Raw genomic sequence first — 15,901 nt, 5'->3', positions numbered from 1 at the left:
GAGATAAGGAGCCTTTTGTGAAAATTGTATTATATTCTATCGTTTTAGTTATTGTTTCCCTTCATGCCTCTCTGGCCGACAATTCAGATTGGGACACTGCTGATTGGAGTAAGGGGTACAAATTACCAAAAGGTGAAACTCGAGAAAATATCTATGATGTTGATGCAGTTGAGTTAGCTAAGTTAAAGCACAATGGATATCTTCACGCTCTACAGTATCCTGTGACTGTTACGGGTCTACTTGTTCCCCTTGATCCTCTTCAAGATTTTTTAGAAGCGGATGAAAAAAATCCACTCCGTAGGCTTGTTTCAAAAATTGCTAAGAAAAGAGTGGGCTTTAACTCAGTTCAAGAGATGTATGACTGGGTAGGGTTGAACCCATATAATGATAACGAAGTTGAGAGTGGTATTTACCAGATTCCTTATCCTGGTGGAGAGAAGCCTGACTTTCCTATGGGCGCAACTATAATGAATACAAAGAAGGGAAAGGGCCTAACATTTAGCTGTGCCACTTGTCATACTTCGAGTCTTTTTGGAAAGAGTGTCATGGGGCTAACAAATAAGAGAGTAAGAGCAAATAGCTTCTTTCATATGGCCAAGAAAACAGTTCCTTTTATTCCGAGCAAGCTTTTTCAAATTGGAACGAGAGCATCTGACGAAGAGAGACAGCAGTTTAGAAGAACAAAGTATAATCTAAATGCAATTGGCGCGGTTGTTCCACAAGTTTTAGGACTTGATACCTCGCTTCCGCAGGTTGCGCTGAGCTTAGCTAGAAGAAATAACGATGAGTACGCTACTAAGAATAAATTTCTAGAGAAGTTTCCAAGACAAAATCCTCTAAATCATTTTGTTGCAGATTCTAAACCAGCGGTTTGGTGGAATTTAAAGTATAAGACGAGGTGGCTATCCGACGGTTCAATTGTTGAAGGTAATCCAATATTTACAAACTTTCTTTGGAATGAACTTGGACGTGGGACTGACTTAAAAGAGCTTGAAAAATGGATGCAAAATAACACTCAAAAAATAAAAGAACTTACAGCAGCTGCCTTCTCAACTAAGGCGCCTAGGTGGACAGACTTTTTTGATGCATCGACAATAGATATCTCTTCTGCAAAGAGGGGGGAGAAGATCTTTGAGAATAGCTGTGCTAAATGTCACGGTAGCTATGAGAAGGCATGGAGTCTTGAGAATGCTGCTGAGTTAAGTGAAGTTGAAGTTCTAGAGACGCTAAAGGTTAATTATCACGAAAAGACTCCAGTTAAAAATGTGGGAACTGACCCACAGAGATATCAAGGGATGAAGTTCTTCTCTAAGAGACTAAATGAGTTGAAAATTTCCAAATGGATGCAAACAAAAGTTGAACCTCAAGAAGGTTATGTACCACCACCTCTTGTTGGTATCTGGGCAAGGTACCCTTACTTTCATAATAACTCTATTCCATCTCTTTGCGCCCTTTTAACTAAGGCAGAGGATAGACCAAAGAAGTTTATTCAGGGTCCAGCTATCAATAAAGAAACTGACTTTGACTCTGAGTGTGTTGGATACCCAGTTGGTAAGAATATTCCAAAAGAGTGGTTAAAAGATAAGGACGCTATCTTCGATACTTCTAAACGAGGGCTTAGAAATACGGGACATACAAAGATGTTCTTAGATAAGCAGGGCAATGAGAAGTACTCTCTTTTAGAAAAGAAGGACTTAATCAACTTTTTAAAAACACTGTAGTTCTATGAGCATTATCTTTAAGGAAATTGAGTTATCAGATATTGAAAACATTTTGAACTTTACAGATAAGTGGATTGGAAAGAATTACTTCTCAGCAGAAGAGTTAGAGGAGTTAATTTTTCTTGGTAGAACTAAAGAGATAAATTCGTCTTATAAGGCAGAGTCTCATGATGGTGAGCTTGCAGGGATAAGGCTTTCTCTCGCACCTGGAGAGTGGGTTAACTCTATGAGAGGTTTATCTACTGATCTTTGGAATGTTGATCCTAAAGAAGTGGGATACTTTAAAAGCCTCTTTGTTAGTGATGAGTTTCAAAAGCAGGGAGTGGGCAGGTCACTTTCAAATTTATCCATTGAGCAATTAAAAAAAGCAGGTGCTAAAGCTGTTATATGCCACTCTTGGCTTGAATCTCCCTCAAATAGTTCGCAGCGCTACTTATTGAGCATGGGCTTTAGCGCTGTTAAAACACATAAAGAGTTTTGGTCAGAAATAGATTATCACTGCACTAAGTGCGGCCCTTCTAAGTGTCTTTGCACTGCTGTTGAAATGATTAAATATATCTAACTACACTTTCATGGGAAAGCCTCATATGCTAATCTTATAGTATATGGGGTAATATATGAGCGTTTCGCTTTGGCAGGATAAATCTAAGACTAAAGACTTAGAAGTTCAAGAGTTTGACATTGTAATCATTGGCGGGGGAATCGCTGGTATCTCTACTGCCTATTGGTTAATAAAAGAGAACCAAGGGCTTAGAGTCGCGTTGTTAGAAAAAGGTGAGCTTGCTAGTGGGGCAACTGGAAGAAATGCTGGTTTTATTACCTGTGGCTCAGTGGAGCATTTCAACCGTCTCGTCGAAACTCATGGTACGGATAAGGCGCTTGAAATTTGGAAGTTCTCAGAAGAGAATTTAAAGCTTCTAGAAGAAAATATCATCAAAGAAAATAATGAAAAAAATCAATTTGAAAAAAAGGGAAGCTTCTCCCTTGCTTCCACTGAAGAAGAGTTTACTGAGTTAAAGAAGTCATTTGAACTAATGAGTGAACTTGGAATAAATGTAGAAGTCTTAGAAAAAGAAGATATTGAAAAACGCTTGAATGTCTTTGGTTTTGTTGGAGGTATCAAGTATAAAGATGATGCCTCTGTTCATCCTGTTCTTTTGTTAGAAGAGATTCTTAGTACATTTAAAAGTAGTAAATACTTTAGTCTCTTTGAAAATAGTGAAGTATTCAATATAGAGCAAGCTGGGGAGCTTAAAAGAGTGCATACTAAGTCTGGAAAATTTGATGCTCCTATTCTTATTATGGCAACAAATGGCTACTCATCTCAATTGCATCCATACTTTAGTGATAAGATTTATCCCACTAGAGGTCAGGTTCTATCTACAGAATCATTACCAAAATTCTTAGAAGGCCCTTGTTACGCTAACTTTGTTCTAGACTACTTTAGGCAAACTCCCACTGGAGAGGTGATCATTGGTGGATTTAGACAACTAAAGAGAGATACAGAGGTTGGCTATAGTGATGAGATTACAGATATCATTCAAGAGGCCCTGGTAGACTTCTTAAATACCCATATTCCTTCGGCGAAGGGAAAGAAGATTACTCATAGATGGTCTGGAATTATGGGATTTTCTGCAGACGGACAACCTATGGTTGGATCGATTCCTTCTGATCCTCAGATTTATTTTATTGGTGGCTTTACTGCTCACGGAATGGGACTCGCCTTTAATAGTGGAAAATGTTTAGTTGATCTACTATTTAATAGGACCATTCCTGAGTTTATCTCAGCAAAGAGGTTTGTATGAATTTAGATGAATTACTTGAAGACCTTTGGAGTGATTACACTAAGCTTACTCCCATAGCTCATGAGATTCATAGTATGCTAAGCGATAGAGGAGAGCAGATATCAAATGATCATATTGCGTTTAGAACATTTGCTCATCCTAGTATAGATATAACAATTTTTGAGAATTTCTTTAAACCATTTGGCTATGAAAAGCGCGGTGAATATAAATTTGAAGCAAAGAAGTTAAATGCTATCCACCTTGAAAATATTAATAATTCAGATTACCCAAAAATATTTATAAGTGAGCTACGTTATAAAGAGCTTAGTAAGGAATGTATTTCTATCGTTGAGCGAGAGATTGAAAGAGTAAAAGGGATTTCTCTTAATGAACTTCTAGAGAAAAAAGACATCTTTAAGGTATCAACTAAGGAATATGAAGAGCTCGCTAGTGACTCTGAGTATGCAGCATGGCTGTGTGCTTTAGGCCTTAGAGCAAATCACTTTACTATTTCTGTTAATAAGCTTAAGTCATTTAAGAATCTTGAAGAGCTAAATAAACTTCTTCTTCAAAAAAATATACCTCTTAACCAATCTGGAGGTATAATCAAAGGAAGTCCCCATGAATATTTGGAGCAAACAAGTACTATGGCCAGTAAGGTGGAAATTGAATTTACAGATAAGATCATGTCAGTGCCTACGTGCTATTATGAATTTGCTCTTCGCTATAAGCTTTCTAATGGTGAGCTCTTCCAGGGCTTCGTCACTCAATCCGCAGATAAAATCTTCGAAAGTACAGATCATGAATTGGTTAAGTAAGACTCCCATAGCTCACAGAGGGCTACACGATATTGAAATACCTGAAAATAGCCTTGGCGCTTTTAAGAGTGCTATTGATTCTAGCTACGTAATTGAACTAGATGTTCGTTTAACTAAAGACGGTAAAGTTGTTGTTTTTCACGACCTTGAGACTTCTCGCTTAATGGATCAAAACTATAAAATTAGCGATACAGATTTAAGTGAGCTAGAAGAGCTCGCTCTAAAAGGTTCTAATTTTAAAATACCTTCGCTTAAGACAGTTTTAGACTTTGTTGCAGGTCGAGTTCCTTTATTAATTGAGATAAAAAATGAATCTAAGGTAGGATTACTTGAAAATGAGCTTGTGAGAATCCTTGATGATTATAAAGGTGAGTTCGCTCTTCAGTCTTTCAATCCACTATCTTTAAAGTATATCTCTAAGGTGAGACCTGATTTTAAGATTGGTTTACTCGTGGGCTCTTTTAGTAAGTCTAAACTCCCTTTTGTAAAAAAAATATTTTTAAAGTATATGCTTTTAACTCCTTATCTAAGGCCTGACTTCTTTTCAATCGAATATGGAGTGAATATTTGGATGCAGAAGTCGATGCTAAAGATTTATAACGATAGGCCTATCCTATACTGGACAATTAAAAATAAAGAAACTGCTTCTGAACTTATTAAGTCAGGTCATGGCGTTATCTTTGAAGGATTTAAAATATAAATGAAAAAGTTCTCAATCACTATCTTAGCTGTTGCACTGGTTTTAAGTGTTATTTACTTTCTATCTAAAGAGACTGAAGTTGTTGTCACTGAGTCAAATATAGTTCAAGACACTAGTGTTCCAAAGAAAAAAAGTGAAATTAAAATAAACACAGAAGATGAATCCTTTGATGCTAAAGCAGAAGAAGAGTTTGAGACTGCTCAGTTTGATCAATACCTAGAAAAAGTAGAAGATGAGTGGAATAAGAATATGGAAAATCTCTTCTTAGTTAAGAGCTCTAATTCTGATAAATTTCTAAGAGAATATAATAAATTAAAAAATGGTTATGAAAAAGAGAGAGAGAGAAGGTATGAGGCTTTCCATGAAATGATGGAGGCCAAGTATGGACCTAATTACTCGTACTCACCATCAGCAGATGAAGAGATGTTTAATGAGAAGCTTGTTAAAGTTTACGAAGAAAATCTTTCAAAAATAATTGGTAAAGAAAAAATGATTGAGTATATGAAAGTTAAAGATAGCTTTAATCGTAAATTAGAGGAAGAAGCAGGTAGTTCTGAATCTTATCTTTTAATAGAGTTTTAGATGATCAGAAAATGGAAAACCAATAGTTATACAAATATATTAAATACCTTCGTTTTTAATTACTTTAAAGCGGAAAGAGAAAGTGGTGAGCTCAAGGGACAGTTTGATGTACTTGAGTGTCGAAACTGGATCAATGTCTTTGCTTTTGATAGCTCTAATCAGCTTATCTTAGTTAAACAATATAGACATGGAATTGATGACATCACTATTGAAGCAGTAGCTGGAGTTGTTGAAAAAGGTGAGGATCACCTAGTTGCGGCCAAGAGAGAGCTGCTTGAAGAAACGGGTCATTCTTCAGATAACTGGACCCATATCGGTCGTGTATCGGCCAATCCGGCCTTTATGAATAATTACTGTGATTACTATGTTGCGAGAGACTGTCTAAAGGTTTCAGAACAAAATTTAGATGCCTTAGAGGAGATAGATATACTTACTCTCTCTCTAGAAGAGGCCCACTCTAAAGTAAGAAGTGGTGAAATTCACCACTCCCTTTTTCTAGCAGGTTTAGGTCTGCTTAGTTTGTCTTCTTTGTAACTTTCTTCTTTGTTGATTTCTTGACTTGAGCTTTACTTGGTCTCTTATTGCTAGGAGACTTTAAAGTAAACCAATCATCACTTGTAATTGGGTGAAAGTAATCAGCTTCTTCAATTAGAAGGTGATGAGTTGTCGATTCAATTGCCGCAATCTCAACTCTTACACCCTCAGACTTCAAGTGGCTCACTAGTTCAATATAGTCAGAGTCTCCTGACATAATGATAATAGTATCCACTTTTTGAGCTAGTTGAGTTGCTTTAATTGAGAGAGGAATATCAGCACTCTTGTGACAAGGTCTAACTGAGCCGTGATATTTATCGTGTAATCTCTCTGCTAACTTTGAAGAAATATTCTTTCCCTCTCTAAAGTATATTAGTCTATTAAGACCTCTATTAACTAAGAGTCTAGGAATGAGTGTATCAAAATTTAGCATTGTTGATTGTTTTGAAGATTCTGAATGAATACTTCTTTCAATGTTGTTACCGTCAACTAGTACGGCAACAGATTGACTAATTTGAACTTCGTTGTTCATTAGTGCCCCCTTTAAGGTTTCTACTGTCTATACTGTAACAAGTTATAGAGTAATGCACCAATATTCAGTCTTTTTGCTTTTATATTTTCTGTATACAGAGGGTTAAAGTGTAGTTGAAAATGGTACTTCAAGACTTCTCCAGTCGAAGGTATTTTCATATATTTTACCATGTAATAGAAAACAGTCTTAGTTAAGGTCTTTTTCCAACCTTTAAGATCTGCCATCTTCTGAATTGATACTTCGTAGATAAGGAATGCCTCATCTAACTCATCTGTATCTATAACGTTGTCACCATTTTTATCAAATCTGACAAATGTCGATTCTATATTTAACATTGCTCCAATAAGAAGTGTAAAGTCACGCTTCGCCATTGGAATATTCTCATCAGAAGTATCTCTCGCGAAACCTTCTGTCTTATGGATGTAGTCAATAGTTGACTCTCTATCTTCTGTTTCAAAGTAAGTATTTAACTTTGGAAACATCTCTCCATATCCAAGCTTGTTTAACCAAATCTCAAATAGGTTCCCTCTATAGCATGAAGTATCAAAGGCCGGAGCTTCTTGTGTTCCACGATTTTCACAAAAATCTTTCATCTCGTGCATGACCTCATCTGTTAAGGAAGAAGCTATGAGAACGATTGTTACAAACTCTACACCCTCGTCTAGGCCTAGAGCATTGTCTCCATTTGAAGTGTTTTGAAATAGATCTGAGAGTAAGATAACATTTTCACCAAATGTTTCAAAGTTACTTGTCCACAGACCAAACTCTTCAAGAACCGGCTTAAAGTCAGTAAAGAGCATATTAATTCTAGGAATATCTACAACATCTAGCTCATCTTGCTTAATTGTATATCCTTCTAACACAATTCTAAATACGTGCTTAATAACAGACGTTAAGATATGTCCAAACTTTGTTCTTCTATACTCAGATCCTAAGTATTGAACGAATCGAGTCACAGGGGTTCCATCTGCGTCTAGCTTCTCGATTTTATGTGTATAGTGTCTATACTTTGAAACACTATCTAAGAAGTCTCTTCTAAGAGCTGGAATATTCTTTCTTCTTATTCCTGGGTATCTTTTAATCTTTGCAATGTTTAGCCAAGAGATAGGTTTTCTATTTTGTAGTTCTGTATCAAACTTTATATATGTTCTTTCATTGAAGTAAGTAACTTCAAGACCACCTTGAATATACTCTAATATCTCAGAGATATGACTAGCTTTAAACTCATGAATATCAGAAAAGTCATTTGGATCTAGAGTAGGGTCTTTTAATTGATGAATTACTCTTCCTTTAAAGCTTACGACACTAGGAGTGAACTTTGTGTAGTTTACTCTTTCGCTCTCTTCAACATTTAAGTTTAGAAGATAGTCCACTGCTGATAGCAGTTCTGTCGCATTGAAATATTCTAAACTCTTATCAATGATTAAGTTCTTCTTAACATCGTTAAAAGTATTTAGAAGAAAAGAGAAGTAGTTTTCATTATCAGCATCATTTGAAAAGTCTTTGTTCATAAGTCTAAAAAGAGATTTAGCATATGAACTAATTTTTGGAGAAGCTTCTAATAATTCAGAGAATGTGATGGTGCTTCTTTTTCCACCTAATATGATAGTTTTCAGTGCCGATATTTTATTTACTGTTTCTGATAGCTCATTTTCGCCTTCAAAAAGTATTGAAATACTCTCAGCAATTACTAGGTAGTCTAATTCTTTATTTATTCCTACAAGATTAGGTAGATCTCTTTCAATTATTATTTCTAACTCTTTGGCCTTGGCCTCTACTTCATTAGTGAATAGATCAATAGAGTCGGGATCTTCTTTTGCTAGTTGAGATTTTTCATCAAAGAATTTAGCAAATTCAAGAACTGACATACCTAATTGAGTAAGCTTTAGCGCTGACTTAATTTCTTGCACATTTATACTTTCAGGAGTTGTCGTTAAAACATGATCTTTAATTGCTTGAGTGAATGTTTCAATATCTTCAGAAGTAAGTTTAGGACCATTAGTCACTATCGGTGTGTGTGACTCATCTACTTGGAATAGTTCTTCTAGGATAATTGATACATCGTTTATCTCAAGTGCTTCAACACTTTCATCTTCAACTAAGAGAGGAAAAACTTGATTAAGTGCATGAGTAAGGAAGCTCCACTTCTTAGAGCTATTTGTTTCGTATGAGCTATTAATGAAACTCATGTCAAAATAGAATGATGCCAGGTTTTGAAGTTTATCTAAAACTAAGTACATCTCATCATTTGTTAATAAATTCTTTTTCCCGCCTGCTAGAGCAATCTTTATTCCAAAAATTGCGTCTATGAATTGAACCTCAAAATCAATTGAGTCTATTTCTTGAGTTAAAGTTTTCGTGAAGTTTAAGATATCAGCATTCTTAGGGATTCCACCATGCTCATCAAGTTGCTGTTTAATCCTATTAGAAATAACACCAATGTGTGAAACAAACTCTTTCTTTAGAAGAAGTTTTTCATCTAGTGTCTTTTCATCAATTTTCTTTGTAACTGCATTATGTTTTGCAAAAACATTTAGTCCGTCTAAAGAAATATCGATGTAGTTTAAAAGGTAGTTGAATTCTTTATAGTTAAATACTTTTGAGTCTCCACCAATTAAATCTTTCTTTAAACTGTTAAAGATTTTTTCATAATCTCTTATATTAAATTGGTCTTCGTCATCATCTTCATCACCAGTCGGTGTGATTCTATCAAATAGTGTATAAAGATCTTCTATATTGAAGATTTCAACTTCAGGCTCAAAAGTAAAAATAGAATGTCTGAATCTTTTTAAGATATCTGATTGAAAGTCGTAGTGCTTAGTATCTTCTTCAAAGTGGTAATTCTTAATAAGTGCAAAGTCTGTGGCCATAAGGATTAGCTTAGGTAACTTCGTAATTGCTTTTTCTATCTCAGTAGAAGTTAGTATCTGCTTTGAACCACCAAAGAATAACTTTTTAATAAATAGGATTGCGTTGGCCAATTTCTCATCAATAACATCAGAACCTAAATTTAACCTAGTGTTTAAATCTAAAAGAAACTTCTTTAAATCAACTTTCTTAGTTAGAGTTCCTGGCTTACTTATAATTTGAAGTGATGTATCTGCAAAACGATTTAGAGAGGCCTTAAGCTCTTCTCTTTTAAGAAATACTTTCGATCCATCTTTCTCTTTTTCCATATCACGCAATATCTTGGTGATAACGATAGCTTCTTTATTAACTGTTACCAGTAGCTTAAAGAGAGGTGTGATATTATCTCTATTAATTGATGTCGCCTCATCACGAAGCAGTAACATATTCAATTCAAAGATTAACTTTAGACCCTGAATAACTGTATCAGTGTTTTCTTTAAAGAATCTTCTTACAAAGTCAGATAGTTCACCCTCTGAGATTGTCGTTCTATCATTTGATCTTACGTAGCGGCTAAATTGAATAAAGTTATTTTCGAGGCAACGAATTTGTGCCTCAATATTGATTTCTAGGATATCACCAAACTTATCAGGATCTAAATCACAACCTGAGTTCAGTTCTGCTGAGACAAAGATTTCCTGATCTTTTACAGGTTCATCGTTTAGAAAGCCACACGATGACACTATAGAAAAAATTAATGTGAGTAGTAGTATTTTCAAACTCTTCATAATATCTTTGTTAAAGTAAATTTATACTTAAAATTTAGATGATAATTGAGCATATTACTAGGTCTAGGGCCATTTCACGTGATATTTACATGGTGCGTCATGCTTTCTGGTCTTATTTTAAGATATTTGAGATATTTAGAAAAAAGAGGAGAAATTACGAGTGTTTTACCGTAAAATCAATATATTAGCAGTTTTATTTCTTGCTTCATTTCAGTCGATGGCCGGATTTGAGGGAGGATTATCATACGAAAAGCTACTTCGCCTTAATTCACCACAGAATAAAACAGACGCCGTTGATTGGGTCACACTTTCTTCCATATATAAAGATAAGGCCCGTGATACTGAAGTCTATGGTGAGGCAAATCTACGATATTTCTTTAATGGACCTGAGTCTCTCAATTATTCACTACCTGAACTCTACTATTCTTCTGATACTGATGACTCAACGTGGACCTTTGGACGTAAGGTCGTTAACTGGTCATTAAATGAAAAATATTGGCTGGTTGGTAATTTAAACGGTAGGCAAGGCTTTACCTTACTCTCATCTAAGCAAGAAGGTTTAACTGGTCTTCACTATACAAAATCCGCTACTGATAATATTGATTTAGGTATTTTCTTCTCTTACTTTCATATTCCTGTTTTAAACCCTGGGATCAGTATTGAAGACGGTAAGGTAAATAGTAATTCTGAATGGATTAGAAGACCTCCTGAAAGTACAATAATATTAGGAACCGCCGTTCCTATTGAATATAGAATTAATATGCCCTCCATTGGAGATGTTGTCTTAAAGAAGAGTTTAGGAATCAACGCCGCCTATAAGTGGAAGAGTGGAGCTATATCTTCTTACGCTATATATAAGCCAGAGAACAATCTTCGAACTAACGCAGAAGCATCTCTTAGTACTGACGGAAGTAAGGTGATTGCTGTTGCTAATCCAATTGTAAATCACCATTTAATGTATGGAATCCAAGGTAAGCAGTACTTTGGTGATGTTCTAGGAGTTGTATCATTTGATGTAAATGATCCTAACGCCAATCTTGGTGATGACTTTGAGGTGCTAAATCCACTTCAACTCGAAGATGATGATAGAATTTTTGAATCAGAATACTTCACCATTAAGCCAAACTACGATAGAGAGAGCTACCTCTCTGTTTCAGCTAGCGTTGATAGAACAAATTATATTCTTTCGCTTAATTATATTCACCTTATGAGTGATAATACACGAGGAAGTGATGACTTCTTCTCTGAAACCGTGAAGTGGAAGAGTACAGTAGGGCTGATGGGAAGAGTTATGTGGACAGAGAGCTTATTTACTCTCATTGATTACCGCTATGACTTAAAGAGAGAAGATCAGATTATTAGAATTGAGGGGGATTACATTATCTCAAATTCTTTTAGCTTAAGAGTTGGAGCAGAGCTTATCAAATCTCCTGAGAACTCTTCATATTGGAGTGCGTATAGAGCAAATGATACGGTTTACACTTCAATCAATTACTTATTCTGATGCCAATTTTTCTTACTCAATTGATTCCAAGTTTTAAAAGACTCTACGGCCTTTTCTTCAAGGTCGTTTAGAGATTGCTCTAGTTGACTCTGATACATTGAAAACTCACTAACTTCTCTAATCATAATAGGCTCTCCATAAAGAACTACGACTTTAGTGAATGGTTTTGGAAGCCTAAATTTATCCCAGCTATTAAAGCTCCAATAAGACTTAGGTATTGGAAGGTAGGGGATAATTGTAGTCCCTGACTTAAGCGCCATATCAACAATACCAGGTTTAACTTTCTTAGCAGGTCCCTTTGGACCATCTACTGTCACCGCTCCAGGAAACCCTTCTTGTAGCTTTTCGATCATCTCTATTTTAGCTTCCTTGCCGCCCTTATCGACACCTGCAGCGTTTCTAGAACTTCCTCTAACAACGATAGTTCCAATTTTTCTACAAGTATAGGCCACTGGATCAGCATCCTTAGACTTAGAGACAATAACAACATGTGGGTTTCCCTCTTGAGCAAGAATTCCGTGTAAGAGATTTTGGTGCCAAATACCTAGAAGGTAATTTCCATTCTTACTAAGGCCCTGTGCTTTTTTTATATTGTCTAGACCAATGAATTTATATCTAAATGTTAAGCTGAATGCTTTTGCGATTATGTAAATTATATTTGAAAGAATCATAAATACCTCGAGTTACCCCGCTAACTATAGTAGAGCGACTCGAAGTAAGCAATAAACTATTTTCTTCTTTGGTGATTAAAGAGGTTGTGAAGCCCTTCTTTGCTGTTTTGTTTTTTCTTTTTAAGGTTGATCTTAACTTCTTCCTTAGAAAGCTCTTCAGCAGCTGGCTTGGCCTTAATGTGCTCAGGGTGAATTCTATCCTCAGCGATACTTACCTTAACTGTTCTTCCATCAACTACAGTTCCGTTAAGAGCTTTAACAGCGTCTTTAGCGGCCTTAATTGTTTGCATTTCTACAAATGCAATTCCCTTACTTCTCTCAAGCTTTTCATCTTGAATAAGGTTTACATTCACTACGTAACCAAATGGCTTAAATAACTTTAAAATACCAAAGTCATTTCTCTTGTAGCTCATATTTCCAATGTAAACGACTGGCTTAGCAATATCTTCTGTGATGTGAAAAGTTGCCTTTGGACCACGACTAGTGGATGGCTTGTTAAAACCTGCTGGCTTAACACCTGCTTTAGTAAATGTGTTTGGTCTGTTTCTAGTGTTTCTAGAATCTGTTTTGTTTCTCATAATGCGTTCCTTTGTAATCATTTCGCATAACCTAACACCAATAGAGGTCAAAAACTAGGGGCCTTGAATAAATACCTTTACGAGATGGGTAATAACTAAGAAGACGATCTTTAAATAATTGATTTTCTAATTTCTAATCTAGTCTAGAGTGTAAGAAATTCATAAATACAAATTGTTATAGATGTTTGTGATTCGGTGCGGTATGGTTACTTATGGAAAAATTATTATTACTGACTCTACTTACTGTAGCTGTTAACCCTGTATCTGCTAGACAATTTTGTGTTCTAGATGATGTTAATCCGATACTGTCTAGATTGGCTGAGAGAGTTAATGCTGACTGCACATGGACTATTCAAAAGGTAGTTAAAGAAAGTATCTTAGAGCAATGTCGAAATGCTGATGAGTCAGTAGAGGTTTCTTTTAGAAACTCTTCTAGAGATTCATTACTTTTTACTATCTACTCTTATACTTATGATATTCAAAAGCCTTATTATTATTGTAAAAACAAAGAAGGATATAACTCATATTTTTCACAATTAGTGTCCAGTCTTAGAAGTGAAGTTAGGGGTAATAATAGAGTTCAAGCTTCAAGCAGCTCTAGAATAAGTTATTCGAATTACTCTGTAGAAGTCGAAGAGGATGTAAAATGGAGATGTATTATTCCAACCTATGTTCCCATTCCTAAAACCTATACACAGCAACAGAAAGAAACTCTTGAGTTTACTTATGGTAACGATCACCGTTTTAAATGTGCAAAGTTAAAGTAATTACCTAATAAATATTAGGTCCAAAGTGACACCAGTGGTAGATATTTGAACTAAATATTATTTTATCTTATTAATATTACGAGAACACCAACTAGCTTCTAAAGAAATCTCTTTTCAGAGAATAACAATGTTTGTACTCATGAGTAAACAAATCGGAGCTTAAAATGAAATCTATCTTAAATATTTTACTACTACTATTAGTTAACCTTTCATTCTCAAATGTTTTGAGTAAAGAAGTTATTGTAGATGAATCAGGTCTCACTCTTGATCTATCTGGTTATGCCGGAAGAGATGGCCGCAATGGTGGACGCTGTGAACTTGGTGAAGATGGTGGTGACGGGTACTCAGGAGAAGATGCTATTATATATTTCTCTAATCTACTTCACTTACAAAACGTAGAATTAGATATGAGTGGAGGCCTTGGTGGAACTGCTGGCAGAAATGGTAGTTTCTATAACTGTGATGACTTTCCTGCTTATTCTAGAGCAAGAGATGGGCAAAGAGGACAGTACGGCCATATTTATCTCATTCTAAGAAGTTCACAGCTTGAAAAAGAGATTAAGCTAAATGAAATAAGTCTGTTAAATACAAGTGGAATCAGCCTTACTTTTTCTGGACATTCATGGATACAAGAGACTGGAGCGAGAGAATTATTTCATAATGAATCAGATATAAGAGATGAGTATCGATTATTTGATAGAACAATATATGAAAGTATAGATGTTGAGCTATCTCCTTCTGTTCTTGATATGAACTTAGAGGGACTTTCTTTATCTGTGAAGTATGATCTTAACTATAGTAGGGAACCAAAGTTATCTCTTTATAAAGATAATCAGAAGATTGCTGCACTTATTGATTTTGAATTTAAAAATAGTAAGCTCTTTATTAAAAATATCTTTTTTAAAAAAGATATTTTCAACACTAAGTTTTTAGGGCCTATTGGGGTTGGTGTTGAAACAGCACTATCTTTTAAGGATCCCTTATTTTTAAGTTCTAAGTTTGAGAATAGTTTTTCATTTACACTTTATAGGTATCATCCATTTATCGATAGATATGTGATTGTAGGAGGAGCTTCTTCTAAGTATTTAGCTGTCATTCAAAATGAAGATATTATATCTGTCACAATCGGTGGTGTTAGTGTTTTTAAAAACGAATTCTCACCAGGTAGTAAGTATAAAGTTAAAGTGAGCACTTATAAGTCCATTGGAAAAAATGGTCTTTCAAGTGTAATGGAACATTACTTTACTATTGCTGAGTAGTTCGTTTAACGGAGTCTATTTGACCAGTTTAAAGTACTTCAAAGACTATTTTGAGGAAATTATTTCTAAGGTTAACCTGCTTGTTGATTCTAATATCCTAAAGAGCTACTTGCTAAATAAGTACCCAAATTGTCACTCTATAAGGTTAGACAAGCTTCTATTTGAGTTTACAAATAATTTAAAAGTAGAGCTTATAAAAAAGGCTCCTCCTTTAAGTAAGGTCATCTACGAAAAAAAATATACAAAATTCTTTAGGAAACCATTCTTTTACTTCGAGAAGTCATGGTGGAAAACTAAAGAGTAAGCATGAGATCAGAGTTTCTTCAGTACTTAAAGAAGATCCTGAAGATATGTTAACAATGCTTGTTGTTCATGAACTCGCTCACTTTAAAGAGAAAGATCACAGTAAGGCCTTCTATAACTTATGTACCCGTATGCAAGAAGATAACTACCAAGTGGAGTTTGATCTTAGACTCTATCTTTTACTCTTGGATTTTGGGGAGAGTCTCTACTAAGAGTAACTCTCTACTTCTGGCATTTTGGACAATAGTATGTTCCACGTTGTGCCAGATACATCTTTTTAACAGGTGTTTTTTGGCATAGCTGACAAGTCTTTTGATAGAAGACCACTAAATGTCCCACTCCATTTCCTTTTGAGCCAGTAGTGTCTGCGTAGCCACCTTGGAAGGTTGTTCCTCCCGTCTCGGTTGCTCCATCAATTACTATCGCCGTAGCTTGATGCATGCGTTTAATTTCTTCTAGAGATAGAGACTTATTTCTACGAGTGGGGCGAACTCCAGCACGGGCACAGATTTC

General features: G+C 35.3%; 16 protein-coding genes and 1 pseudogene. 12 read left to right on the top strand and 5 right to left on the bottom strand.

Annotated features, from left to right (window positions below; translation table 11 throughout):
- Positions 1 to 17: 17 nt before the first annotated feature.
- Genes ABX784_RS01325 through ABX784_RS01295 form a run of 7 tightly spaced genes read left to right on the top strand, consistent with a single transcriptional unit; the run spans position 18 to position 6,139 of the window.
- The gene (locus ABX784_RS01325) at positions 18 to 1,721 is read left to right on the top strand and encodes a cytochrome c (RefSeq protein ID WP_372651662.1); all 1,704 of its coding nucleotides are present in this window, start codon (positions 18 to 20) and stop codon (positions 1,719 to 1,721) included.
- Positions 1,722 to 1,725: 4 nt separating this feature from the next.
- Positions 1,726 to 2,283 (top strand): GNAT family N-acetyltransferase, encoded by a 558-nt coding sequence (locus ABX784_RS01320; RefSeq protein WP_372651660.1) that lies wholly within the window; start codon positions 1,726 to 1,728, stop codon positions 2,281 to 2,283.
- A gap of 55 nt (positions 2,284 to 2,338) precedes the next feature.
- Positions 2,339 to 3,526, top strand: coding sequence for an NAD(P)/FAD-dependent oxidoreductase (locus tag ABX784_RS01315; protein WP_372651658.1), 1,188 nt, complete (start codon positions 2,339 to 2,341; stop codon positions 3,524 to 3,526).
- Entirely contained in the window at positions 3,523 to 4,323 is an 801-nt protein-coding gene (locus tag ABX784_RS01310; protein WP_372651656.1) for a DUF1338 domain-containing protein, read from the top strand. The genes ABX784_RS01315 and ABX784_RS01310 overlap by 4 nt, the downstream gene beginning before the upstream one ends.
- Positions 4,307 to 5,023 carry a glycerophosphodiester phosphodiesterase family protein gene (locus ABX784_RS01305; RefSeq protein WP_372651654.1) on the top strand — a complete coding sequence of 239 codons (717 nt, stop codon included), beginning with the start codon at positions 4,307 to 4,309 and terminating at the stop codon, positions 5,021 to 5,023. The genes ABX784_RS01310 and ABX784_RS01305 overlap by 17 nt, the downstream gene beginning before the upstream one ends.
- Positions 5,024 to 5,605, top strand: coding sequence for a hypothetical protein (locus ABX784_RS01300; RefSeq protein ID WP_372651652.1), 582 nt, complete (start codon positions 5,024 to 5,026; stop codon positions 5,603 to 5,605).
- Positions 5,606 to 6,139, top strand: coding sequence for an NUDIX hydrolase (locus ABX784_RS01295; RefSeq protein ID WP_372651650.1), 534 nt, complete (start codon positions 5,606 to 5,608; stop codon positions 6,137 to 6,139).
- On the opposite strand, the gene ABX784_RS01290 is transcribed toward ABX784_RS01295, so the two are convergent.
- Positions 6,120 to 6,671 carry an NYN domain-containing protein gene (locus tag ABX784_RS01290; RefSeq protein WP_372651648.1) on the bottom strand — a complete coding sequence of 184 codons (552 nt, stop codon included), beginning with the start codon at positions 6,669 to 6,671 and terminating at the stop codon, positions 6,120 to 6,122. The genes ABX784_RS01295 and ABX784_RS01290 overlap by 20 nt on opposite strands.
- A gap of 20 nt (positions 6,672 to 6,691) precedes the next feature.
- Positions 6,692 to 10,306 (bottom strand): hypothetical protein, encoded by a 3,615-nt coding sequence (locus ABX784_RS01285; protein WP_372651646.1) that lies wholly within the window; start codon positions 10,304 to 10,306, stop codon positions 6,692 to 6,694.
- Positions 10,307 to 10,466: 160 nt separating this feature from the next.
- On the opposite strand from ABX784_RS01285, the gene ABX784_RS01280 reads away from it, so the two are divergent.
- Complete coding sequence (locus ABX784_RS01280; RefSeq protein WP_372651644.1) at positions 10,467 to 11,810, top strand: hypothetical protein; 1,344 nt, start codon at positions 10,467 to 10,469, stop codon at positions 11,808 to 11,810.
- On the opposite strand, the gene ABX784_RS01275 is transcribed toward ABX784_RS01280, so the two are convergent.
- Both ABX784_RS01275 and ABX784_RS01270 read right to left on the bottom strand, forming a co-directional pair.
- Positions 11,798 to 12,481, bottom strand: a complete 684-nt coding sequence (locus tag ABX784_RS01275; RefSeq protein ID WP_372651642.1) for a lysophospholipid acyltransferase family protein — start codon at positions 12,479 to 12,481, stop codon at positions 11,798 to 11,800. The genes ABX784_RS01280 and ABX784_RS01275 overlap by 13 nt on opposite strands.
- A gap of 56 nt (positions 12,482 to 12,537) precedes the next feature.
- Positions 12,538 to 13,059: an RNA recognition motif domain-containing protein gene (locus tag ABX784_RS01270; RefSeq protein WP_372651638.1), complete on the bottom strand. Its 522-nt coding sequence runs from the start codon at positions 13,057 to 13,059 to the stop codon at positions 12,538 to 12,540.
- 212 nt (positions 13,060 to 13,271) lie between these two features.
- Here ABX784_RS01270 and ABX784_RS01265 point away from each other — a divergent pair, with 212 nt between their 5' ends.
- The 4 genes from ABX784_RS01265 to ABX784_RS01250 all read left to right on the top strand — a co-directional run bounded on the left by ABX784_RS01265 (position 13,272) and on the right by ABX784_RS01250 (position 15,600).
- Positions 13,272 to 13,826 carry a hypothetical protein gene (locus ABX784_RS01265; RefSeq protein WP_372651636.1) on the top strand — a complete coding sequence of 185 codons (555 nt, stop codon included), beginning with the start codon at positions 13,272 to 13,274 and terminating at the stop codon, positions 13,824 to 13,826.
- Between the two features lie 164 nt (positions 13,827 to 13,990).
- A complete protein-coding gene (locus tag ABX784_RS01260) occupies positions 13,991 to 15,085 on the top strand; it encodes a hypothetical protein (protein WP_372651632.1) in 1,095 nt (364 codons plus the stop codon).
- A gap of 19 nt (positions 15,086 to 15,104) precedes the next feature.
- Positions 15,105 to 15,389 (top strand): hypothetical protein, encoded by a 285-nt coding sequence (locus ABX784_RS01255; RefSeq protein WP_372651630.1) that lies wholly within the window; start codon positions 15,105 to 15,107, stop codon positions 15,387 to 15,389.
- Positions 15,325 to 15,600: a YgjP-like metallopeptidase domain-containing protein gene (locus ABX784_RS01250; protein WP_372651769.1), complete on the top strand. Its 276-nt coding sequence runs from the start codon at positions 15,325 to 15,327 to the stop codon at positions 15,598 to 15,600. Before ABX784_RS01255 ends, ABX784_RS01250 begins: the two co-directional genes overlap by 65 nt.
- A gap of 10 nt (positions 15,601 to 15,610) precedes the next feature.
- Here the strand turns inward: ABX784_RS01250 and ABX784_RS01245 are convergent.
- Positions 15,611 to 15,901: pseudogene (locus tag ABX784_RS01245) on the bottom strand (DNA-formamidopyrimidine glycosylase); the annotation flags it as partial.

The sequence above is a fragment of the Halobacteriovorax sp. genome, assembly GCF_041587335.1.
Taxonomy (GTDB): domain Bacteria; phylum Bdellovibrionota; class Bacteriovoracia; order Bacteriovoracales; family Bacteriovoracaceae; genus Halobacteriovorax.
Note: the sequence above shows the minus strand (reverse complement) of the source record. Positions and strands in the feature narration are given on the sequence as shown.

Excerpts from the sequence above, each read along its gene's own strand:
- ABX784_RS01320 (WP_372651660.1), top strand. The coding sequence starts at position 1,726 with ATGAGCATTATCTTTAAGGAAATTGAGTTATCAGATATTGAAAACATT.
- ABX784_RS01315 (WP_372651658.1), top strand. The coding sequence starts at position 2,339 with ATGAGCGTTTCGCTTTGGCAGGATAAATCTAAGACTAAAGACTTAGAA.
- ABX784_RS01310 (WP_372651656.1), top strand. The coding sequence starts at position 3,523 with ATGAATTTAGATGAATTACTTGAAGACCTTTGGAGTGATTACACTAAG.
- ABX784_RS01305 (WP_372651654.1), top strand. The coding sequence starts at position 4,307 with ATGAATTGGTTAAGTAAGACTCCCATAGCTCACAGAGGGCTACACGAT.
- ABX784_RS01300 (WP_372651652.1), top strand. The coding sequence starts at position 5,024 with ATGAAAAAGTTCTCAATCACTATCTTAGCTGTTGCACTGGTTTTAAGT.
- ABX784_RS01295 (WP_372651650.1), top strand. The coding sequence starts at position 5,606 with ATGATCAGAAAATGGAAAACCAATAGTTATACAAATATATTAAATACC.
- ABX784_RS01290 (WP_372651648.1), bottom strand. The coding sequence starts at position 6,671 with ATGAACAACGAAGTTCAAATTAGTCAATCTGTTGCCGTACTAGTTGAC.
- ABX784_RS01285 (WP_372651646.1), bottom strand. The coding sequence starts at position 10,306 with ATGAAGAGTTTGAAAATACTACTACTCACATTAATTTTTTCTATAGTG.
- ABX784_RS01275 (WP_372651642.1), bottom strand. The coding sequence starts at position 12,481 with ATGATTCTTTCAAATATAATTTACATAATCGCAAAAGCATTCAGCTTA.
- ABX784_RS01270 (WP_372651638.1), bottom strand. The coding sequence starts at position 13,059 with ATGAGAAACAAAACAGATTCTAGAAACACTAGAAACAGACCAAACACA.
- ABX784_RS01265 (WP_372651636.1), top strand. The coding sequence starts at position 13,272 with ATGGAAAAATTATTATTACTGACTCTACTTACTGTAGCTGTTAACCCT.
- ABX784_RS01260 (WP_372651632.1), top strand. The coding sequence starts at position 13,991 with ATGAAATCTATCTTAAATATTTTACTACTACTATTAGTTAACCTTTCA.